Raw genomic sequence first — 21,965 nt, 5'->3', positions numbered from 1 at the left:
TGTTTTTTGTCGTTTATATAACGACAATTCACTTTTTAAATAAAATTTGAGACTCAAAACCAAACTTTAACGTTAAGAATAAATCTGTTTTCGACTAACGTGAATAAATTGTATTTTTGTATAAATATCAATCTATGTCAAGTAATAGCCAGTTTAGTTCACCAATGAAATTACTCATAAGCTTTCATAAGCTATTTGAGAAATATGAACAGCTAGCTGAAACAAATACAGGCTATATAGGTGAAAAAGCTAAATCAATTTTAAAAATTGCAAAAGAGTATCCAGAATTAAAAAACGGATTTACAGATATTTCAACTTTAGATAAAAGAGAAAAAGAGATTGCACTAATTCTTCAAGATTCATTTAGCGAGTTGCTTACTCAAAATGAAATTAAAGCAGCGTCGTTACCATTTTTCGACAAAACTTTTAACGTAACTAAACGATTCCAAAAAATTATTAAAAATGCTGGTACGGATTTTCAGTTAGAAATAAAAAATATGCCTGAAAATCATAGGTATATGATGGCTTGTACTATTATTTTAAATGAAGTTTACGGGTACGATTTACAACTTAAAAGACCTTTTCATTATGAAATTCCCGAGAAAAACGGCATAAAACGTTATTATAAAATATTGTATAATGCTGATTTTATAGAAATTATTAAAACAGAAAATGCGCCAAATATTACACAACAAGATGTGGATGATTTACTGGATAATTTTGAAAATTTAGCGCTTTGGAAAGAAAAATTTCCCGAAGATAGTTATATATTTAAAGGATTTGTTATTTCAAATATTTTTGATGTTACAGATGATTTTGCTATTTCTGAAATCAAATCAAATTTAATAGATGAAGGCAAAGGACAGGACAAAAACTTTATAAAAGACCTTCAATCTATATTTCAGTCTTTCTTGAAAATTCCTGATATACGGGTTGGTTTTTCAGTATTTAATAGAGATGAAGGTGTTTTTGAGCGTGTTTATGGTGAAGGCATGCATAGTTTCCTGCTGAATGACAAGACCATTGGTGATTGTGCAGATGTGCTTTGTAAATCGTCCTATAAAAAATTATTAAAAGAAAAAAAACATATATCTGTTTCCAATATAGAGGAGGCATACAAAGAAACGCAAGGTAAAGTTCCACATATTAAAGTGCTATACGATCAAGGTTTTAAAAGTGCCATTTTTGCGCCTATTGCCAATAAAGATGGTTTAATGGGTATTTTAGAATTGGTGTCTCATCAGCCTAAAGCATTAAATAGTATTAATGCTAATAAGCTGGAGGATGTTATGCCGTACATAGTGACTACAGTTCAAAGGAGTAAAACAGATCAAGAAAACTTAATAGAAGCCGTTATACAAAAGGAATGTACATCCATTCATCCCAGTGTACATTGGCGTTTTAAACAAGCTGCGCAATTGTTTATTAAGGAGAATATTATTCAAAAGAAAAATATGCCTTTTAGTAAAATTGCTTTTAAAAACGTATATCCGTTATTTGGGCAAATAGATGTTAAAGGCTCATCGGATGCTAGAAATCTGGCAACTCAAAAAGATTTATCAAATCAGTTAAAACTAGCACAAAGTATTGTTGACAAAGCAAATGAACAAAATAATATGCCAGTTTATGAGCAAATTGCTTTTCAAATTAAAACGTATTTGAATCAAGTTGAAACCTATTTTAAAGTGGATAGTGAGCACCTTATTTCGTTATTCCTTAAAAATGAAATAACACCTTTACTGGAACTTATATCAAAAATAAATGCACCTTTAAAGATGGAAATAGATCGTTATTTTTCTGATATGGATTCGGATTTAAATGTTTTATATCACCATCGTAAACACTATGATGATACGATTGGGTTAATAAATAAAAACATGTCAACCCTTTTAGATATGAAACAAACTGAAGCACAAAAAATGTATCCGCATTTTTTTGAACGTTTTAAAACCGATGGTGTAGAACATAATATATATATCGGTGAATCTATTACGCGCGAAGATAGTTTTAGCCTAATATATCTTTATAATTTAAGAATTTGGCAGATTCAAGTTATGTGCGATATGGAAAATGAATTTTATAATAATCAAGATTTGTATCCACTTCCTTTAGATGTTGCTTCTATGATTTTGGTTTTTAATCAGCCCTTATCCATACGTTTTAGAATGGATGAAAAGCAATTTGACGTAGATGGAACTTATAATGCACGCTACGAAGTGGTGAAAAAACGGGTGGACAAAGCATTTATAAAAGGAACTACAGAGCGGATTACCCAAAAAGGTAAATTAAGTATTGTGTTTTCGCAACAAAGTGATGAAGAGGAATACCTACAATATATTCACTTTTTTCAAGCTAAAAATATATTAGGATCCGATTTGGAGGTTTTGGAATTAGAAGATTTACAAGGCGTAACTGGCTTAAAAGCTATTCGTGTTAATATAATTTATAAGAAGGACACGCAAGAAGAAACCAGCTATTTTACCTATAATGATGTAATGGATGCTATAGAAAATCAAAATTTTGCATCTTAAACGAAATCGCAAAAGCTAATACGGATACAATAATTCCAATCATAAAAATAGAATAGGTAATTCGTAAAATTCGGTATTTTCTATTTAATACTTTTCCTAAAAAATAAAGATCTTTTGTTAAAGAATTGTAAACGTGGTTTTTATCTTTTAAAAGTTCGCTGACAGCCCATTCAAACTCTTCAAGCTTCATTTTATGGAAATTTCCGAAGAAACTTAAATTTACCCTTTTTTCCACAATATCTTCCTTTGTGAACTTTCCTCTAGTAACATTTGGTCGCGTTGCTATAATGGATAAAATGATAGTTGTTACACTAAATAAAATAAAAATTACAGTGGGTACAATTAAATACGCATTCGATGGATTATCTAATTTTGAAAATAAGATAGACATTAATAATGATATTATAATGGCGTTTACAGAGAGCAGAATATTCGCTTTTGTATCGGCAATATCACTTAATTTAATATGGTTTTTTAAAGCAATTCTATAAAAGGATTGTATAGCGCGATCCGGACTTTCGCTTTTGTATTCCGATTTATACTTGGCTTTTAGTTTTTCTTTTTTAAGCTTTTTATTGAATTTGTTTTTAGTGTTAATTAAATCCGATAGGTTCTTTTCCTTTTGATGTTGCCAGTTTTTTAAGGCGTAATCTGTATGGAATTGATGTTGTTCTGAAAGCATTTTAATGTTTTCATCTAGCCATTCACTAGCAGAAAAATTTACAATGCCTTGAATTTCTAATTCTTTACGCAAAAACTCTGTGGTTTCAGGGAAGTAATCTTTACCAAAATGAGAGCAGTCTGCGTCGCAGATTATTTTCTCATTGGTTGTTTTAGGTATAAAGTCAAATTTTGTAGCTAGAATACAAGCTATTACAGCTTTTATAGTCGTTGTATCAACTTGATTTTCTTTAAGGAAATCCTCTGCAATTTGAGCACTTACTTTCTCGTGGTCGTCAATTGTTTGCGTGTATCCCGTATCATGAAATAAAGCTGCTAATTGAAGAATTTCAGCATCAACTTCCGAAACATTAGAATGCGCAATAATTTCGTGTAAACTTTTTAACACACGCTCCGTATGAGTATAGTTATGATAAAGAAAAGAAGCATTTAATTCCTTCTTAAATAAATCAAAAACATAGCCTTGTGCTTTTTCTACAATATTTGTCATAAATTTGATATCAAAGATACTTTAGTCATACAAATTACTAAAAAATAACTTTAAAACAAGAGTAATATAGATTTGTCTTTTAGTAAGGATATATATCTAAATGCGACTAAAAATCAACATATAATTAGGAGGTCATCTTCGATGTTTTATCGGAGGAGTTCTTTAATAAATAAAATAAAGTTCAATATGATAACATGGAAAGAAGTCATCGGTTATAGTGTAAACGGCAATCCTAAACCAGACCGTCGCGTTGAAAAAACTGAAGCGGAATGGCGTGAAATTTTAACAGATGAACAATTTAGAATTACTAGAAAAAAAGGAACTGAAATGGCCGGAACTGGCGCGCTGTGTAGTGCTCACGAAGCTGGTAAGTACAACTGTTCTTGCTGTAATGCACCCTTGTTTGATTCTACTATAAAATTTGCTTCAAGCTCGGGATGGCCAAGTTTTACACAGCCAATAGCCGAAAATGCCATTAAGTATGAAAAGGATTCCACGTTTGGAATGGTTCGCGTTGAGGTTATGTGTAATGTTTGCGATTCGCATTTAGGACACGTTTTTCCCGATGGACCAGAGCCAAGCGGCTTGCGTTATTGCGTAAATTCAGAATCTCTGGTTTTGGATAAGTCGGCTAAATAAACGTTAAACATGCATGATAATTTACATATAATGACCGTTGGTGGTGGTTGTTTTTGGTGTGTTGAAGCCGTTTTTAATCAGTTTAAAGGTGTTCAAAAACTGCAGACTGGATATATGGGAGGTAACGTTCCAGGAACGCCAACTTATCGAGAGGTGAGTTCTGGTTTAACTGGGCATGCCGAAGTTGTTCAAATTACATTTAACGACGCTATTATTTCTTATGTCGAATTATTAGGCGTTTTTATGGCGAGTCACGATGCTACAATTTCTAATGCCGATAAGAATTTAGGTCCTTATGGTTCGCAATACCGATCCGTAATTTTTTATCATAACGACACTCAAAAGGAAATTGCTGAAACGTTTATTGCTGAATTGGAAGGTTTTAATGAAAAACCCATCAAGACAGAAATAAAACCTGTGAAAATATTTCATGAAGCAGAAGTTTACCATCAGGATTATTACAACAAGAATCCTGAAGCGGCATATTGTACAACTATAATTTCACCAAAACTAAAGCAGTTGAAAAAGCATTTTGCCAAAAAGTTAAAATAAGAAAGCAGAATGCTATGAAGAAACCTTATTTCTGTAGTACGTTAGTTATAGTGAAACAGAATTTTATTCGTTTTGTGTAAAATTTACAATTTTAAATTATAGGTTTTAGGAAGTGTTAAAGGACGCGAGTTTTTATCAATAATTATGTAACTTATACCCAAATCGTATTTTGTGTTTTCTATTAATTCAGAAAATTATAGTCGGTTTTCGAAAATCAAATGACAAGGAATTATTATAATGACGAAACAAATAAAGTTTAATATAAAAGATAGATTTATTAAAGAATTGCCAGCAGACCCAATTTTAGAAAATTCTAGAAGACAGGTTTTAAAAGCTTGTTTTTCTTATGTAGAGCCTAAAAAAACAGCTAAACCTGAATTATTGCATGTTTCAGATGAGATGCTGACTAATTTGGGATTAAGCGAAGCTGATAGTCATTCAGAGCATTTTTTAAATGTTTTTACTGGAAATACAGTTTTAGAAAACACGAAACCGTACGCCATGTGTTATGGCGGACATCAATTTGGTAATTGGGCAGGACAGTTAGGTGATGGTCGCGCTATTAATTTATTCGAAATAGAACACGATAACAAAAGCTGGGTCTTACAATTAAAAGGGGCAGGAGAAACACCGTATTCAAGAAGTGGCGATGGCCTGGCGGTCTTGCGCTCATCTGTTCGGGAGTATTTGTGTAGTGAAGCCATGTACCATTTAGGTGTGCCAACTACACGCGCTTTAAGTATAGCAATAACCGGCGATAACGTACTTCGTGATATGTTGTATGATGGTAATTCGGCCTACGAAAAAGGTGCTGTTGTAAGTCGCATATCACCAAGCTTTTTACGTTTTGGTAGTTATGAAATTTTTTCTTCAAGACAAGATGTTGAATCACTTAAAACATTAGTTGATTATACCATAAAACATCATTTTTCACGTTTGGGAGCACCTTCAAAAGAAACCTATATTCAGTTTTTTGCCGAAGTATCCCAGCGAACTTTAGAAATGATTATTCATTGGCAACGGGTAGGTTTTGTTCATGGTGTTATGAATACAGATAATATGTCAATTCTCGGTTTAACCATCGATTATGGGCCTTATGGCTGGTTGGAAGATTTTAGTTATGGTTGGACACCAAACACAACAGATATTCAGCATAAACGCTACCGTTACGGGAACCAACCGAATATGGGGCTGTGGAATTTATATCAATTAGCAAACGCTTTATATCCATTAATTGAAGATGCAGAGCCTTTAGAAACGGTATTGAATCAATATAAAACAGATTTCGATGTAGAATCCTTAAAGATGATGCGTTCCAAATTAGGTCTGGAAAATGAAGATGAATTGGATAAATTGTTGATTCAGGATTTAGAGGATAATTTGCAGTTATCGGAAACAGATATGACTATTTTCTTTAGAAATTTAAGTCGCTTTAATAAAGAAAATCCATCTGAAGGTTTGAAAATTGTTGCTGATGCATTTTATGTGCCAACAGAAATTTCAGATAAAATTCGTCAGGAATGGAATGAGTGGTTTCAAAGATATGCCAAACGTTTACAAAATGAAACGCTTTCGGATGCAGATAGAAGAATACAAATGAATACGATAAATCCAAAATACGTATTGCGAAATTATATGTCGCAATTGGCTATTGATGATGCTGATAAAGGAGATTATAGATTAATTGATGAGTTGTATCAGTTATTAAAACAGCCATATACCGAGCAACCAAAATATGAAAAATGGTTTGCTAAACGGCCAGATTGGGCGAAGCATAAAGCAGGATGCTCCATGTTATCCTGTAGTTCATAAAAGAATTCAGAAAATATAAACCATTACAAGAATAGATTATTAAAATTATTAAGAGATAAAATAATAAAAATGAGCACATACAAAAAAGCATATATAGCAGGCGGTTGTTTCTGGGGAATGGAAGATTTATTCCGAAAACAAAAAGGAATTACAGATACCGAAGTCGGTTATTTAGGTGGCGAAAACGACAATCCAACCTATAAAAATCATCCTGGTCATGCCGAAGGAATTGAAATCACCTATAATCCAGATGAAACGTCTTTCAAACATATTCTAGATTATTTTTTCCGTATTCACAATCCAACAACAATGGATAGACAAGGAAATGATCTAGGGTCGAGTTACCGATCGACTATATTTTTTCAAAATGAAGAAGAAAAACAGGCGTCTGAAGACGTTATTAAAATAGTAAACGACTCGAATAAATGGGAAGCAGATGCCGTGACGACTTTGGAGCCGTTCACGAAATTTTGGCCAGCAGAACCAGAGCATCAAGATTATTTGGAAAGAAAGCCAGATGGTTATACGTGTCACTTTGAGCGTTTTAGTAAGAGTTTTCTATAGGAATAATTTTTAGTTGATAGTAATTATCATAAATTAAAAACAGATTAGTTAATGAAAAGTACCAAACTTCAAATTCAGAACGAAAAAGGCCATGAATTACGCGCATATTTAGAGCTGCCGGCTAATCAGAAGCCAAGTTATTACGCCATTTTTGCGCACTGTTTTACTTGTACCAGTTCTTCGAGTGCCGTTAAGCATATTAGTCGCGCTTTAACCAAGCATGGATTTGGTGTAGTACGTTTTGACTTTACAGGATTGGGAATGAGTGAAGGCGAATTTGCAGAAAGCCATTTTTCGGCTAATGTTTCCGACTTGATAGCTGTAAATAATTATATGGAAGAAAATTACCAAGCGCCGAGTTTATTGGTTGGACATTCACTTGGCGGTGCAGCCGTAATTGCTGCCGCTTCCAAATTGGATAATATAAAAGCGGTTACAACTATTGGAGCTCCTGCAACTGTTGGTCATGTTACTAAATTATTTTCCCATGGTTTTGATGCAGTTAAAGAAAAAGGCGATGTTGAGGTGAATATTGGTGGTCGGCCATTTAAAATTAATCAGGAATTTATCGATGATTTCAGCAAAACTGATTTACCTGAAATCACTAAAAACTTGCGTAAACCTTTACTTATTATGCATGCGCCCATGGATAATATTGTTGGTATAGAAAATGCCGAAAAACTTTATCTAAACGCACATCATCCTAAAAGTTTTGTCAGCTTGGATGATGCAAATCACTTATTATCTAATTCCAAGGACAGCGTTTATGTTGGGAATATTATTGGTACTTGGGTTCAGCGTTATTTTGCACCTCAAGAAAATACTATTTTAGATATTGATGGCGAACAATTAGTCGCACATTTAAATTTAAAAGAAGATAATTTCACAACTTCCATTCAAACGAAAAATCACCATTTAGTGGCTGATGAACCCAAATCTGTAGGCGGTGATGACTTCGGGCCTTCACCTTACGATTACTTAAGTGCAGGGTTAGCAGCTTGTACGGTGATGACTTTAAAATTATATGCCGAACGCAAGAAGTGGGCTTTGCAAGAAGTTTTTGCTTATATTACATATTCGAAAAAACATAGTGATGATTTAATGCCGGATGTTGAGAAGCCCAAACGCATGGATCATTTACAAAAACGCTTAAAATTTGTGGGTGATTTAGACGATTCTCAAAAAGAACGACTCAAAGAAATCGCCTCAAAATGTCCCGTTCATAGGACTTTGCAAAGCGAAATTATTATAGAAACGGAAATCATTTAAATGACTTTAAAAGAGCAATATCAATATACTAGGAATCGGTTTTTAGAAATTTGTAAACCTCTTAAAACCGAAGATTATTCGGTGCAACCTGCTGTGTTTGTATCGCCTCCAAAATGGCATTTAGCACATTCTACTTGGTTTTTTGAGCAATTTGTATTGCTGCAGTTTGTAAAAGATTATCAGGTTTTTAATGATGATTTTGCCTACTTATTTAATAGTTATTATAACAATGCAGGAAAACGTGTGTTACGACCAAATCGGGGTTTAATGACGCGGCCAACTGTTGATGAAGTTTATGAATATCGCGCTTATGTAGACGAGAAAATGATGGCGTTTTTAAATAACAACCCTTCACAAGAAGCAAATACTATTATAGAGTTAGGCATAAATCATGAACAACAACATCAAGAGTTGTTTTATTATGATATCACCTACATTTTAGGCAATCAGCCTACATTTCCAACCATTGAAAACAGCATCGCATTAAAATCTATTTCTACGCCTGCTAAATTCATTAAAATTCCCGAAGGACTTTATGAAATTGGTCATAAAGAGGAAGGGTTTTGTTATGATAATGAGCTCGGAAAGCATCAAGTATTTCTTCATGATTATGAAATAAGTGATCAGCTGGTTACTAATGGCGAATATTTAGAATTTATAGAAGCTGGCGGTTACCAAGATTTTAATTTATGGCATGCTGAAGGCTGGGATTTTATTCAACAAAACAATATTCAGTCGCCTCTTTATTGGCATGAAGTTGATGGTGTTTGGCATTATTATACATTAGACGGCTTTGTGGCTGTTGAAAAGACTAAACCCGCAGCCCATATTAGTTTCTATGAAGCTTTTGCCTTTGCAGAATGGAAACAGATGCGCTTGCCAACAGAATTTGAATGGGAAGTGGCATCTAAAAATTTGAATTACGGACAATTATGGGAATGGACCAACAGTGCTTATCTGCCATATCCTAATTTTACTAAAGCGCCAGGGGCTTTAGGGGAGTATAATGGTAAATTCATGATTAATCAAATGGTGCTTCGCGGCGCCTCGGTTGCCACGGTAAATAATCATAGTAGAAATACGTATCGGAATTTCTTTCATCCAGATTTGAGGTGGCAGTTTTCTGGTTTAAGACTCGTAAAATAAGATGAATAAAACTTTTGCAAAAGACGTATTAGAAGGCTTAACAGCTAAAGAGAAGCACTTATCTTCTAAATATTTTTACGACACTAATGGTAGTCGCATTTTTCAGGAAATAATGAATATGCCGGACTATTATTTAACCGATTCTGAATTTGAAATTTTATCACTTCAGGCGAAACAAATCGTTGAAGCTTTAAAGTTTGATAAACCTTTTAATATTCTGGAATTAGGTGCGGGTGATGGTTTTAAAACATTTAAGTTGTTGGAATACCTGGTAAACGAAAACATCGATTTTAATTATATGCCTATTGATATTTCGGAAGAAGCTCTTAAAATGCTTTCAGAAAAATTAATGGAGCGTTTGCCCAATTTATCTATAAAACCACAAGTAGGTGATTATTTTGATATTTTAAAAGACATGTCAGAATCTAATACGCCCAATTTATTACTCTTTTTAGGAAGTAATATTGGTAATTATTTAAAGGTGGATGCTATTAATTTATTAAGACTGTTCAATAAAGTAATGAATACAGGCGATAAGCTGCTTATTGGCTTGGATTTAAGGAAAAGCCCTATAACAATTCGAAAAGCTTATGATGATCAGCAAGGCATTACCAAGCGTTTTAATCTCAATTTATTAATTCGAATAAATAGGGAATTAAATGCCGATTTTAAAATTGATGATTTTGATTTCTACTGCTATTATGATCCTGATACGGGCCGTGTAAAAAGCTATTTGGTTAGTTTAAAAAAGCAGACGGTTTTGATTAAAGAATTGAATAAAACGATTGAATTTGAACAAAATGAATTGATTTGGACCGAATTATCTCGTAAGTATAGTCTTTCTGAAGTTGATAAACTGGCAATGATTTCAGGATTTCAAAGTAAGCATCATTTTCTAGACTGCAAGCATTATTTCACTGATAGTCTTTGGGAGAAATAAGTGTTATTTTAATTTTAAAAAAAATGGATACTAGTAATTACAATGAATATAAGTTATAGATTAGTTTTTAGCTTTCTTTTTCTAACAATCTTTTTGGGTTGTGCTACTTTTAAAACGCAGTATAAAGAGCCATACATTCCATTGCAAGAAACAGATAAGTCTATCGAGTATAGCTTTTATCTTATTGGTGATGCTGGGAATTCACCAATAGGAACCAAAACCGATGCGCTACAAGCGTTTGAAGATGCTTTAAAGTTGGCAGATACTAATAGTTCAGCCTTTTTTTTAGGTGATAATATTTATCCTAGAGGTTTGCCAGAAAAAACCGAAAAAAGTTATGCTTTTGCCAAACATCAATTAGATGTACAGATTGAATCCGTTAAAGATTTTGAAGGAAAACCTATCTTCTTACCAGGAAATCACGATTGGTATTCCGATGGATTAATTGGTTTAAAACGGCAACAGGATTATATAACGAATGCTTTAGGGAAAAATACGTTTTTACCGAAAAAGGGATGTCCTATTGATAACAAAACCATAACAGATAATATTGAATTAATTCTTGTAGATGCTAAATGGTACATGACCAATTGGAATAAGCATCCAACTATTAATGATGATTGCGAAATTAAAACACGCGAAGCTTTTCTAGAAGAATTTGAAAGTCGCATAAAAAAAGCACGTGGCAAAACAACCATTGTTGCCATGCATCATCCCGTTTTTACTAACGGACCACATGGTGGACAATATACTTTTATGGACCACATGAAGCCACTTCCGGTTTTAGGAACATTGAAAAATATATTAAGAAAAACGACAGGCATAAGTCCGGAAGATATTCAGAATAAAAGTTATAATGAATTTAGAAAACGCATTATAACATTGGCTCAAGAAAATGAGCGTGTTATTTTTGTTTCTGGTCACGATCATAATTTACAGTATTTGGTGCAGGATAATTTAGTGCAAATAATTAGTGGATCGGGTTCAAAATCTTCAGCTACTAGAAATGTAGGAAATGGCTTGTTTTCTTCAAGTGAACCTGGCTATGCACGTTTAGATGTTTTTAATGATGGCTCGTCTCAAGTACGTTTTGTAGCGGCCAACAAGGACACGGTTTTGTTTTCAAAAGAAGTTTATAGTGCCAAGAAACAAGAAGCTCAAATGTATCGTGAAAATATACCTCAAACTATAAAAGCATCTATTTATACACCGGAAGAAACTGATAAAAGTAATTTCTACAAATTTCTTTGGGGTGAGCGTTATTCCCAGGAGTTCAGTACACCTATCCAAGTTAAAACAGTCATGCTAGATACTCTTTTTGGCGGCTTAAAGTCGGTTAGAAAAGGTGGTGGAACTCAATCCAATTCTTTGCGTTTAGCCGATTCTTCTGGCCGTGAATATGTAATGCGGGGCTTACGCAAAAATGCGCTAAATTATATTCAAGCTTTTGCTTTTAAAGATCAATATGTGGAAGGGCAGTTTAATAATACGGTTGCCGAGGAAGCGGTTTTTCATGTGTTTACAGGGTCTTATCCTTATGCCTCTTTTGTAACGGCTACGCTTTCGGATGCCATTAGTGTTTTACACACAAATCCTGTATTGTATTATGTGCCCCATCAAAAAAACATTGAACCTTTTAATGATACGTTTGGTGATGAGCTGTATATGATTGAAGAGCATGCAGGTAATGATCATGGGAATATAGAAAGCTTTGCGTTTTCCAATAAATTAGTTGGAACAAACGGTATGCTAGAAGAAATCCGAAAGGATGAAAATACAGTTATTGATGAAGCTGCTTACATTCGTGCTCGATTATTCGATATGCTAATTGGCGATTGGGACCGACATCACGATCAATGGCGTTGGGCAAAAACTAAAAAAGATGACAAAACGGTCTATATTCCAGTGCCACGAGATAGGGATCAGGCTTTTTCTAATATGAATGATGGTCTTTTGTTGAATCTTGCATCTAAATTAATTCCGGTCGCACGATTATTAAAAGGCTACAGTGATGATTTAAAAAGTCCGAAATGGTTTAATTTAGAACCATTTCCTTTAGATGTTTCTTTAATAAGTCAGTCAGATAAAACCGTTTGGGATGAGCAAGTAAAACATATAATGAATCATTTAACGGACGAAATTATTGAGGAAGCTTTCTTAAATGTTCCGCAAGAACTGCAAGGTGAAAATGCAGAAGATATCAAAAGTAAGTTGAAATCAAGACGCAGTAATCTTCAAAAAATTTCAGACACGTATTTTGCACACATCAATAAAATAGCAGTCGTAAAAGGAACGGATAAAGATGATTATTTTGATATTGAACGTTTGCCTAATGGAGAAACAAAAGTAATAGCCTATCGAATTAAAAAAGGAAAAAGAGCTGATGTATTTCATCACCGAACCTATTCTAAAAACGAAACAAAAGAAATTTGGATTTATGCCTTGGATGATGACGATGTTTTTCATGTCCATGGCGAAGGCAATAGATATATTACATTACGATTAATTGGCGGTCAAAACAATGACGTTTACAATATTGAAAACGGAAAGAAAACGCACTTCTACGATTATAAATCAAAAAAAAATACGATCAGAACGGTTCAAGGTAAAAAGCACTTGACTAATAATTATGATATAAATACTTACAACTATCTAAAAATTAAAAATAATGCGAATCAATTTATTCCCATTATCGGTTATAATCCAGATGATGGCATAAAATTAGGGCTAAAAGATACGTATACGGTTTATGGTTTTGATAGAAATCCATTTACGTCACAGCATAAATTATCTGCAGCTTATTATTTTGCAACATATGGTTTTGATATATCTTACAAAGGTGAATTTGCCCACATAATTGGCGATTTTAACCTAGGTCTTGATGTGGTTTTTACAAGTCCAAATTATAGTGTCAACTTTTTCGGATATGGAAATGAAACGCGTAATTTGAACAGAGACAACTACAATTTATACAAAAAAGATTACAATCGAGTTAGGTTGCAAACTTTTCGCTTTGCACCTTCTTTAATCTATAAAGGCTATTTGGATGGAATTTTTACATTAGGTCTAGCCTATGAAACCATTCAAGTGGAAAAAACTCAAAACCGATTTATTAGCGATTATTATATGTCTAGTTTATCAGAAAGTGGTAACTCCTTTGTTGGCGCCTATGCTTCCTATCATTTTGAAAATAGAAATCATGCCGCTTATCCATCTGTTGGTTTTGAAACTAATCTTAAATTGGGGTATCGAACTAATTTAGATAAATCCAAAAGCATTGGTTATATCATTCCAGATGTGAGTTTCGATTATAATTTAGAGCCAACCGGTAAATTGGTTTTAGCAACCAAGTTAAAGGCTCATCTTAATTTAGGCGATAATTATGAGTTTTATCAAGCAGCATCTATTGGTGCTAGTGATGGACTTCGTGGTTTTAGAAACCAGCGTTTTACAGGAAGAAATTCGTTTTATCAACTAACCGATTTGCGCTATATGTTTAGTAAATTAAAAACCGGTATTTTACCTATTAATTTAGGCGTGTATACGGGTGTAGATTATGGCCGTGTTTGGTTGAAAGATGATTTTTCTGAAAAATGGCATAATTCCTATGGTGGTGGATTATTGCTTATAGCCGCTGAAGTTTTTACCGGCAATATATCGTTATTTAATAGTGATGATGGTTTCCGTTTTGCCTTTTCATTAGGGGTGGATTTTTAAAATTTTTTATCTAAACATTTCTTACTTTATTTTTAACAACGCCGTTATAAATAATATCTTGCAAAAAAATATAAATTTATGAATTCTGTTGAAAACTTGTTAGAAATCCTTCAATTGAAACATCTTAAAGACAATCAATTTGAAGGTGTAAGTGAAACCGTTGGGAGTCCTAATGTTTTTGGAGGACAAGTTTTAGCACAAGCCTTAAATGCGGCCTATCGAACTATAACTAATGGACGCGTTTTGCACTCCTTACATTCTTATTTTTTGGAGGCAGGCCATTTAGAGTATCCTATAAATTATGATGTGAGTATTATGCGGGATGGCGGTAGTTTTTCGGTGCGCCGCGTAACCGCTAGTCAGAATGATGAAGTAATATTTATTTTATCGGCTTCATTTCATAAAGAAGAAGAAGGCTATTCGCATCAAATCGAAATGAAAACTGACATTAAACAGCCAGAAGAATTGATGAGTTGGACGGATGTTTTAGAAGAATACGGTAGTATGTTACCGACCAAAATAAAATCATTTTTAGAGATTCCGCGCCCTGTAGAATTTAAACCCACACATATTGCCAATCCATTTGATAAAGTAGACTTACCGCCGTACATCGATATTTGGTTTAAATTAAAAGGAGATAATGCCGATATAGCCGATTTGAATTTAGCTATAAGACAACAAATTCTAACCTATATTTCAGATTATAATATTTTATCAGTAGCACTCCAACCACATGCCAGTAAAGCACATTGGGGTAATTTGTTAACAGCAAGTTTAGACCATTCTATGTGGTTTTTCAGGGAATTCGATTTTAGTGATTGGTTACTGTTTTCACTTGAAACACCAAGTACTGGTAATGCACGAGGATTTGCAAGAGGAAATATATTTACACGCGATGGTGTTTTGGTGGCTTCGGTTGCACAAGAAGGATTAATGCGACCAATTAAAAAGTAATAATTTTTACGTTAAAACCTGATTTTAGTGAAACATCAAACAAAAGTATTTGGTCATCGCGGCGCCAAAGGTTATTTAGCTGAAAACACTTTAGAGTCCATAGAAAAAGCGTTGAGCTTTAATGTGGATGGAATAGAAATAGATGTGCATGTTTGTGCATCTGGTGAGTTAGTTGTTTTTCACGATTTCACGCTTGATAGAATGACCAACGGTACTGGCGAAGTTGGAAAGCATTCTCTTCTAGAATTACAAACCCTTACAGTAAACGGCGGATATCAAATTCCAACTTTAGTAGACGTTTTAAGCCTAATTAATAAAAACTGCATTTTAAATATTGAGCTTAAAGGAAAAAATACCGCAGTGAAAACCTGTGAGATTGTTGAAGATTACGTTAAGAATCATGGTTGGAATTACAAAGATTTTATCATATCCAGTTTTCAGCACACCGAATTAGAAAACGCATTTCAAATTAATAAAAAAATTCCATTAGCTGTTTTAACAAAAGCAAGTGTTTCTGAAGCGATTGATTTTGCTAAAACCATTGAGACTAATATAATTCATCCTAATTTCGCCTTGTTAACGACTGATAATGTTAAGTTGGCACAAAGTCAAGGTTATCAAATTAATACGTGGACGGTTAATGATGTCGATACTATTTTACGCATGAAAAATTACGGCGTAGATGGCATTATTTCCGATGTACCAGATAAAATATGAAACAACAAGATGTACTAATTATTGGCGGAGGCGCTGCAGGTTTTTTTGCAGCTATTAATATCGCGGAACAAAATCCACAACTATCTATCACCATTTTAGAAAAAGCTAAAGAAGGCTTGCAGAAAGTAAAGATTTCTGGTGGCGGACGCTGTAATGTTACCCATGCCGAATTTATGCCTTCGGAATTAACCCAAAACTATCCACGTGGCGAAAAAGAATTATTAGGACCTTTCCATCAATTTATGACGGGTGATACTATAGAATGGTTTGAAAAACGTGGTGTGGAATTGAAAATTGAAGAAGATGGTCGGATGTTTCCTGTTTCAAACTCCTCACAAACTATTATCGACTGTTTTTTAAACGAAACTAAAGCGCGTGGTATAAATGTTCAGTATAGTCAGAATGTATCGAATATTGAAGTAAAAGATGGAGATACTGGTTTTCTAATTTCAACAAAAAATGAAACTTATCAGTGTGAAAAATTAGTGATTGCTACCGGAAGTAGTGTCAAATTTTGGAAGCTTTTGGAAGGGTTAGGACATTCGGTTGTACAACCGGTTCCATCGTTATTTACCTTTGATATTCAAGATAAACGGATTCAAGATATTCCTGGTGTCGTAGCGTTAGATGTAAGTGTTTCCGTTTTAGATACGGATTTATATTCCGAAGGACCATTATTAATTACGCATGTAGGAATGAGTGCACCAGCTATTTTAAAATTGTCCGCTTTTGGTGCTTTGGAATTAGCTAAACGCGATTATAAATTTCAAATAGAAATTAATTTTATAAAGCAAACACCTGAAGATTGTTTGGTTCAATTAAAAGAACTCAAACAACAGCTCGCCAAGAAAACGGTTTATAAATCGGCGCAGTTGGAATTACCAAAACGCTTATGGCGAAAATTGGTTCTGGCTTCAGAAATATCGGAAACCGATCGTTGGGCCGATTTAAATAAACAGCAGTTAGATGATTTGGCTAATCAGCTTACTAAAGCTGTTTTTCAAGTAACGGGGAAAAGCACCTTTAAAGATGAATTTGTAACGGCAGGTGGCGTGGATTTAAAAGAAATTAACTTCAAAACCTTTGAAAGTCGCATTCATAAAAACCTATATTTTGCTGGTGAAGTTTTAAATATCGATGCCGTTACTGGTGGTTTTAACTTTCAAAATGCTTGGACTGGTGGATTTGTTGTTGCAAAATCTATATCGAATTAATATATTTAATGTATATTTAGTATATATAATCTATATATTAAATCATGGGAAAGACAAAAAAGTTAATCGAATTAGACGATAAGGCAATTGCTGTGTTGGAGAAGCAGGCGAAATTAGAAAAACGTTCGCTTAAAAACTATATTGAATATATGTTGGAGGATACTGCTTTAAGGTACAGTGAACCATCCGAAGAATATAAAAAAATGATGGATGATATGCTTGAGCGACAAGAGAAAGGGGAACTAATTACGCATTCTTGGGAAGACATAAAAAAAGAATATGGACGTTAGATCCGTCGAGTTTACCGATGAGGCAAGAGTGGAGTTTCATAAAGCAAAATACTTTATGGAGTTTAATGGACAAGAAAATAGTTTTTGGTCAGATGTAGATAAACACATAGAGTTAATAAGGGAATATTCATTTGCTTTTCAAATTCGTTATAAAAAAATACGAATAATTTCCTTGGAAAAATTCAATTATTCCATTCATTACGAAGTAAAATTAAATAGTATTTTGGTGTTTAGATTTTTAAACCAATCTCAAGATTTCTAAAAAAAATTCAACATTTACCCATTTTGGTTATAATTAAGGTCAATATAAAATATTTGCATCTGTTAGAAACTATTACACCATATTAAAGTTATTATCTTTGCAGGATTAATATTAAGTCCGATGACAGAACAACACTTTATTCCAAAAAACCTTTCAGAAACACGCCCAGATGGTCAAGTTGCTTGGGAATCGCCTAGTAATATTGCTTTAATAAAATACTGGGGAAAACGTAAAAACCAAATCCCTGAAAATCCGTCTATTAGTTTTACACTAAGTAACTGTAAAACAATTACGACGCTTTCATATAAAGTGAAGGAAAACAAAGACACTTTTTCTTTTGATGTGTTTTTAGATGGCGAAAAAAAAGACGTTTTTAAAGCGAAAATTAAAACGTTTTTTGAACGTATTTACGTGTATTTACCATTTATAAAGGATTATCACCTTGTTATTGAAACAAAAAACACATTTCCACATAGTTCAGGAATTGCGTCTTCTGCATCAGGTATGAGCGCTTTGGCATTATGTTTAATGAGTGTTGAGAGAAAAATTTCAGATTCTGATGTCACCTTGAGCGGAGTCGAAAGGTCGGAAAACTATTTTAAGCAGAAAGCATCATTTTTAGCACGTTTAGGATCGGGATCTGCTTGTAGAAGTATTGAAGGCGATTTAATTGTTTGGGGAGAAAATAAGGTAGTCGATGGTAGTAGTGATTTATTCGGTACCAAATACCCGTATAAAGTACATGATATTTTTAAAGACTATCAGGATACTATTTTATTAGTTGATAAAGGCGAAAAGCAGGTGAGTAGTACCGTTGGGCATAATTTAATGTTTGGCCATCCATACGCGGAAAACCGATTTCAGCAAGCACATGATAATCTTGAGAAAATGAAGACTATTCTAGAAACTGGCAATTTAGAGGAATTTAATGCGCTAGTTGAAAGTGAGGCATTAACGCTCCATGCTATGATGATGACCAGTATGCCATACTTTATTTTAATGAAACCAAATACGCTGAAAGTTATAAATGCGATTTGGGATTTCAGAGAAAAAACACGATTGCCAATCAGTTTTACGTTGGATGCAGGTGCAAACGTTCATGTCTTATACCCGAAGCGTGATGCCGTTCCAATAATGGAGTTTATTAAGAACGAGCTTATTGTGTATTGCCAAAACGAACACTTTATTTGTGACCAAATTGGATGGGGAGCAAAACATTTATAATTTTATTGCGTATCTTTGTTAATCGGTTACTGATAACTGAAAACAGGCTTATGAAAGGACCCCTTTTTTACTCGAAAATACTACTCTTTGGAGAGTATGGAATCATAAAAGATTCCAAAGGCTTATCTATACCTTATAATTTTTATAAAGGTGCTTTAAAGGTGGCCGGTAATCCTACAGAAACCTCTATTAAATCAAATTTAAGCTTAAAGCGTTTTGCTGATTATTTAGAAAATATCAATCCAGAATTGGTTGTTTTCGATATCGAAACGTTAAAGGCAGATGTAGAATCTGGTATGTATTTCGACTCGTCTATCCCGCAAGGTTATGGCGTAGGAAGTAGTGGTGCTCTAGTAGCTGCGCTTTACGATCAGTATGCACAAAATAAAATTACGGTTTTAGAAAATTTAACACGTGAGAAATTAATACAATTAAAAACTATTTTTTCTGAAATGGAATCTTTTTTCCATGGAAAATCATCGGGTCTCGATCCGTTGAATAGTTATTTAAGTATACCAATTCTTATCAACTCGCAAGATAATATTGAGGCAACGGGCATTCCATCGCAAACTGCAGATGGTAAAGGTGCCGTTTTCTTATTAGATAGTGGTGTAGTTGGTGAAACCGCTCCTATGGTTCATATTTTTATGGAAAATATGAAACAAGAAGGTTTCCGAAATATGCTTAAAAATCAATTTATCAAACATACGGATGCTTGTGTGGACGATTTTCTAAAAGGTGATGTCAAGTCGCTTTTCAAAAATACCAAGCAGCTTTCAAAAGTGGTATTAAATCACTTCAAACCAATGATACCGATGCAGTTTCATGAGCTTTGGAAAAAAGGTATTGATACTAATGATTATTATTTAAAACTTTGTGGCTCCGGCGGTGGCGGTTATATTTTAGGTTTTACGGAAGATATTGATAAAGCTAAAAAAGCACTTTCGGACTATAAATTAGAGGTCGTTTACAACTTCTAAATTTTTAAAGCATGTTTTCTCGCAGACAAAAACATATTTTATTAAAATTTTTCAGTCTGTTTTCTGTTATTCGCGGTTATAATATTCTTATCATAATTATCGCGCAATATCTTACGGCTATTTATATTTTGGCTTACGATAAGCCTTTAAAGGAAGTGGTTTTCGATGTAAACCTGTTTATGCTCGTGCTAGCATCTTCGGTGACTATTGCTGGCGGTTACATTATTAATAGCTTTTACGATTCGGAAAAAGATTTGATAAATCGGCCGTATAAATCACAACTCGATCGTTTAGTCAGCCAAAACACCAAGCTCTCATTTTACTTTGTTTTAAATTTTTCAGCAGTCGTAATGGCCAGTTATGTGTCGTTTAGAGCTGTAATTTTCTTTTCGGCTTATATTTTCGCTATTTGGTTTTACTCTCATAAACTTAAAAAATTGCCATTTATTGGTAATCTTACGTCTGCTGTATTAGCTATTACGCCATTTTTCGCCATTTTCATTTATTATAAGAATTTTGAAACCGTTATTTTTGTGCACGCTACATTTTTATTTCTAATTATATCCATGCGTGAACTCACAAAGGATTTAGAAAATATTAAAGGTGATTTAGTACAAAGCTATCACACAATTCCTGTTGTGTATGGTGAAAGAGCTTCAAAATTTATGTTGACTATTTTAACGCTTCTAACGCTTATTCCTAGTTATTTGGTGTTGTATAAGTTTGAAATCGGAGATATGAACTGGTTCTTTTATATATGTATCTTTCTCCTGATTGTGTTCCTAATGTTATTGTGGCGCTCCAAAACCAAAACACATTATCTGATTCTGCATAATATTTTAAAGTTCATTATTGTTTCTGGCGTATTCAGTATTGTTCTTATTGATGTAGATTTAATGCTTTCCAATATTTTATAATAGGAGTGGTCTTCAAACTTCTGGCTATTGATTCTACACACTAATTAATTATAATTGTCAACTATTGTATTACCTTTGCCTAAAATTTAGTAATCATGAGCAGACAGCAAGGAAGTGGCGGTAAAGGAAAAACCGCAGGAAGAGGACAGGAAGATGGGAGAGAAAAAGCTTCAGGACGTAGTTCTAGTAAGCCAAAAAGTAAGAGTTCAGCAAGAGGAAGTGCACCAGAAAAGAAAGCAGAAGCTTCTTCGAAAAGCAAGGATACAGCTAGAGGAAAAGCGACTGTAAAAAAGAACGCAACGCCTTCAAAAAGTAACGATTCTGGAGAAATCCGATTAAATAAATATATTGCCAATTCAGGAATTTGTTCTCGTCGTGAAGCCGATGAGCATATTGCTATTGGTTTAGTAACTGTAAACGGTAAGATAGTTATCGAAATGGGTTACAAGGTAAAGCTGGAAGACGATGTGCGTTACGATGGCGCGCGTATAAATCCGGAAAAAAAAGCCTACGTTTTATTAAATAAGCCTAAAGGTTTTGCTACAACAACTAGTGAAGGTAAAGGTCGTACGGTTATGGATTTAGTAGCGAATGCTACCGATTCTCGTGTGAAGCCTATTGGACGTTTAGGAAGGAACTCGACAGGTTTATTATTGTTTACTAATGATGAATCGATTGTTGAAAAATTTACCAACTCTAAACATGGCGTGCCGCGTTTGTTTCAAGTAGAACTAGATAAAAACCTTAAATTTGAAGACCTAAAAAGCATCGAAGAAGGTTTGAAAATTGATGGAAAGTTAGTCCCTGTTGAAGAGGTTAGCTATATTCAAGGACAAGGTAAAAACCTAATAGGATTGAAAATTAAGAATACAGGAAATACCGTTATTCGTGCTATTTTCGATCATCTAAACTACGATATCATTAAGATAGACTGTGTAGCAATTGCACATCTTACTAAAAAGGATATTCCTAGAGGTCACTGGAAGCATTTGACAATTCAGGAAATTAATACACTGAAAATGTTATAATAAAAAAGCGCTAATTTATTCTAAGCGGCTTTTTATTT

Annotated in this window: 19 protein-coding genes; 18 read left to right on the top strand and 1 reads right to left on the bottom strand. The window is 33.7% G+C overall.

Annotated features, from left to right (window positions below):
• Positions 1–164: 164 nt before the first annotated feature.
• Positions 165–2,531, top strand: a complete 2,367-nt coding sequence (locus BZARG_RS02580) for a GAF domain-containing protein (RefSeq protein WP_237702562.1) — start codon at positions 165–167, stop codon at positions 2,529–2,531.
• Here BZARG_RS02580 and BZARG_RS02575 read toward each other — a convergent pair.
• Positions 2,503–3,702, bottom strand: coding sequence for a Pycsar system effector family protein (locus BZARG_RS02575; RefSeq protein WP_008635191.1), 1,200 nt, complete (start codon positions 3,700–3,702; stop codon positions 2,503–2,505). The genes BZARG_RS02580 and BZARG_RS02575 overlap by 29 nt on opposite strands.
• Positions 3,703–3,888: 186 nt before the next feature.
• Here BZARG_RS02575 and msrB point away from each other — a divergent pair, with 186 nt between their 5' ends.
• The 17 genes from msrB (at position 3,889) to BZARG_RS02490 (ending at position 21,927) form a co-directional block, all read left to right on the top strand.
• Positions 3,889–4,341: a peptide-methionine (R)-S-oxide reductase MsrB gene (msrB, locus tag BZARG_RS02570; RefSeq protein ID WP_008635169.1), complete on the top strand. Its 453-nt coding sequence runs from the start codon at positions 3,889–3,891 to the stop codon at positions 4,339–4,341.
• A gap of 9 nt (positions 4,342–4,350) precedes the next feature.
• On the top strand, positions 4,351–4,893 hold the full coding sequence (msrA, locus tag BZARG_RS02565; protein WP_008635132.1) for a peptide-methionine (S)-S-oxide reductase MsrA: 543 nt from the start codon (positions 4,351–4,353) through the stop codon (positions 4,891–4,893).
• Positions 4,894–5,130: 237 nt separating this feature from the next.
• Positions 5,131–6,705: a protein adenylyltransferase SelO gene (locus BZARG_RS02560; RefSeq protein WP_008635130.1), complete on the top strand. Its 1,575-nt coding sequence runs from the start codon at positions 5,131–5,133 to the stop codon at positions 6,703–6,705.
• A gap of 69 nt (positions 6,706–6,774) precedes the next feature.
• The gene (msrA, locus tag BZARG_RS02555; protein ID WP_008635111.1) at positions 6,775–7,269 is read left to right on the top strand and encodes a peptide-methionine (S)-S-oxide reductase MsrA; all 495 of its coding nucleotides are present in this window, start codon (positions 6,775–6,777) and stop codon (positions 7,267–7,269) included.
• A 51-nt stretch (positions 7,270–7,320) separates the two neighbouring features.
• Complete coding sequence (locus BZARG_RS02550; RefSeq protein ID WP_008635187.1) at positions 7,321–8,538, top strand: bifunctional alpha/beta hydrolase/OsmC family protein; 1,218 nt, start codon at positions 7,321–7,323, stop codon at positions 8,536–8,538.
• Positions 8,539–9,684, top strand: coding sequence for an ergothioneine biosynthesis protein EgtB (gene egtB / locus BZARG_RS02545; protein WP_008635086.1), 1,146 nt, complete (start codon positions 8,539–8,541; stop codon positions 9,682–9,684).
• Between the two features lies 1 nt (position 9,685).
• Positions 9,686–10,624: an L-histidine N(alpha)-methyltransferase gene (locus BZARG_RS02540; protein ID WP_008635179.1), complete on the top strand. Its 939-nt coding sequence runs from the start codon at positions 9,686–9,688 to the stop codon at positions 10,622–10,624.
• 42 nt (positions 10,625–10,666) lie between these two features.
• Positions 10,667–14,341 carry a metallophosphoesterase gene (locus tag BZARG_RS02535; protein WP_040287934.1) on the top strand — a complete coding sequence of 1,225 codons (3,675 nt, stop codon included), beginning with the start codon at positions 10,667–10,669 and terminating at the stop codon, positions 14,339–14,341.
• Between the two features lie 78 nt (positions 14,342–14,419).
• Positions 14,420–15,295, top strand: a complete 876-nt coding sequence (locus BZARG_RS02530) for an acyl-CoA thioesterase (RefSeq protein WP_008635177.1) — start codon at positions 14,420–14,422, stop codon at positions 15,293–15,295.
• A 27-nt stretch (positions 15,296–15,322) separates the two neighbouring features.
• Positions 15,323–16,012 (top strand): glycerophosphodiester phosphodiesterase, encoded by a 690-nt coding sequence (locus tag BZARG_RS02525; RefSeq protein ID WP_008635181.1) that lies wholly within the window; start codon positions 15,323–15,325, stop codon positions 16,010–16,012.
• Complete coding sequence (locus BZARG_RS02520) at positions 16,009–17,226, top strand: BaiN/RdsA family NAD(P)/FAD-dependent oxidoreductase (protein ID WP_008635193.1); 1,218 nt, start codon at positions 16,009–16,011, stop codon at positions 17,224–17,226. The genes BZARG_RS02525 and BZARG_RS02520 overlap by 4 nt, the downstream gene beginning before the upstream one ends.
• 44 nt (positions 17,227–17,270) lie before the next feature.
• Positions 17,271–17,516, top strand: coding sequence for a hypothetical protein (locus BZARG_RS02515; protein ID WP_008635162.1), 246 nt, complete (start codon positions 17,271–17,273; stop codon positions 17,514–17,516).
• Entirely contained in the window at positions 17,506–17,778 is a 273-nt protein-coding gene (locus BZARG_RS02510) for a hypothetical protein (protein ID WP_008635126.1), read from the top strand. The genes BZARG_RS02515 and BZARG_RS02510 overlap by 11 nt, the downstream gene beginning before the upstream one ends.
• A gap of 120 nt (positions 17,779–17,898) precedes the next feature.
• Positions 17,899–19,002, top strand: coding sequence for a diphosphomevalonate/mevalonate 3,5-bisphosphate decarboxylase family protein (locus tag BZARG_RS02505; protein WP_008635085.1), 1,104 nt, complete (start codon positions 17,899–17,901; stop codon positions 19,000–19,002).
• Between the two features lie 50 nt (positions 19,003–19,052).
• Positions 19,053–19,982 carry a mevalonate kinase family protein gene (locus BZARG_RS02500; RefSeq protein WP_008635172.1) on the top strand — a complete coding sequence of 310 codons (930 nt, stop codon included), beginning with the start codon at positions 19,053–19,055 and terminating at the stop codon, positions 19,980–19,982.
• Between the two features lie 11 nt (positions 19,983–19,993).
• Positions 19,994–20,899 (top strand): geranylgeranylglycerol-phosphate geranylgeranyltransferase, encoded by a 906-nt coding sequence (locus tag BZARG_RS02495; RefSeq protein WP_008635168.1) that lies wholly within the window; start codon positions 19,994–19,996, stop codon positions 20,897–20,899.
• A 95-nt stretch (positions 20,900–20,994) separates the two neighbouring features.
• Complete coding sequence (locus BZARG_RS02490; RefSeq protein ID WP_008635144.1) at positions 20,995–21,927, top strand: pseudouridine synthase; 933 nt, start codon at positions 20,995–20,997, stop codon at positions 21,925–21,927.
• The last annotated feature ends 38 nt before the right edge of the window (positions 21,928–21,965 follow it).

Origin of the sequence: Bizionia argentinensis JUB59 (assembly GCF_000224335.1) — a bacterium.
GTDB classification, from domain to species: domain Bacteria; phylum Bacteroidota; class Bacteroidia; order Flavobacteriales; family Flavobacteriaceae; genus Algorimicrobium; species Algorimicrobium argentinense.
This window is presented reverse-complemented; position numbering and strand designations above follow the sequence as displayed.

Excerpts from the sequence above, each read along its gene's own strand:
- BZARG_RS02530 (WP_008635177.1), top strand. The coding sequence starts at position 14,420 with ATGAATTCTGTTGAAAACTTGTTAGAAATCCTTCAATTGAAACATCTT.
- BZARG_RS02520 (WP_008635193.1), top strand. The coding sequence starts at position 16,009 with ATGAAACAACAAGATGTACTAATTATTGGCGGAGGCGCTGCAGGTTTT.
- BZARG_RS02495 (WP_008635168.1), top strand. The coding sequence starts at position 19,994 with ATGTTTTCTCGCAGACAAAAACATATTTTATTAAAATTTTTCAGTCTG.
- BZARG_RS02535 (WP_040287934.1), top strand. The coding sequence starts at position 10,667 with ATGAATATAAGTTATAGATTAGTTTTTAGCTTTCTTTTTCTAACAATC.
- BZARG_RS02580 (WP_237702562.1), top strand. The coding sequence starts at position 165 with ATGAAATTACTCATAAGCTTTCATAAGCTATTTGAGAAATATGAACAG.
- BZARG_RS02560 (WP_008635130.1), top strand. The coding sequence starts at position 5,131 with ATGACGAAACAAATAAAGTTTAATATAAAAGATAGATTTATTAAAGAA.
- BZARG_RS02575 (WP_008635191.1), bottom strand. The coding sequence starts at position 3,702 with ATGACAAATATTGTAGAAAAAGCACAAGGCTATGTTTTTGATTTATTT.
- BZARG_RS02500 (WP_008635172.1), top strand. The coding sequence starts at position 19,053 with ATGAAAGGACCCCTTTTTTACTCGAAAATACTACTCTTTGGAGAGTAT.
- msrB (WP_008635169.1), top strand. The coding sequence starts at position 3,889 with ATGATAACATGGAAAGAAGTCATCGGTTATAGTGTAAACGGCAATCCT.
- msrA (WP_008635111.1), top strand. The coding sequence starts at position 6,775 with ATGAGCACATACAAAAAAGCATATATAGCAGGCGGTTGTTTCTGGGGA.
- BZARG_RS02490 (WP_008635144.1), top strand. The coding sequence starts at position 20,995 with ATGAGCAGACAGCAAGGAAGTGGCGGTAAAGGAAAAACCGCAGGAAGA.
- BZARG_RS02550 (WP_008635187.1), top strand. The coding sequence starts at position 7,321 with ATGAAAAGTACCAAACTTCAAATTCAGAACGAAAAAGGCCATGAATTA.
- BZARG_RS02540 (WP_008635179.1), top strand. The coding sequence starts at position 9,686 with ATGAATAAAACTTTTGCAAAAGACGTATTAGAAGGCTTAACAGCTAAA.
- BZARG_RS02510 (WP_008635126.1), top strand. The coding sequence starts at position 17,506 with ATGGACGTTAGATCCGTCGAGTTTACCGATGAGGCAAGAGTGGAGTTT.
- BZARG_RS02505 (WP_008635085.1), top strand. The coding sequence starts at position 17,899 with ATGACAGAACAACACTTTATTCCAAAAAACCTTTCAGAAACACGCCCA.
- msrA (WP_008635132.1), top strand. The coding sequence starts at position 4,351 with ATGCATGATAATTTACATATAATGACCGTTGGTGGTGGTTGTTTTTGG.
- BZARG_RS02515 (WP_008635162.1), top strand. The coding sequence starts at position 17,271 with ATGGGAAAGACAAAAAAGTTAATCGAATTAGACGATAAGGCAATTGCT.
- egtB (WP_008635086.1), top strand. The coding sequence starts at position 8,539 with ATGACTTTAAAAGAGCAATATCAATATACTAGGAATCGGTTTTTAGAA.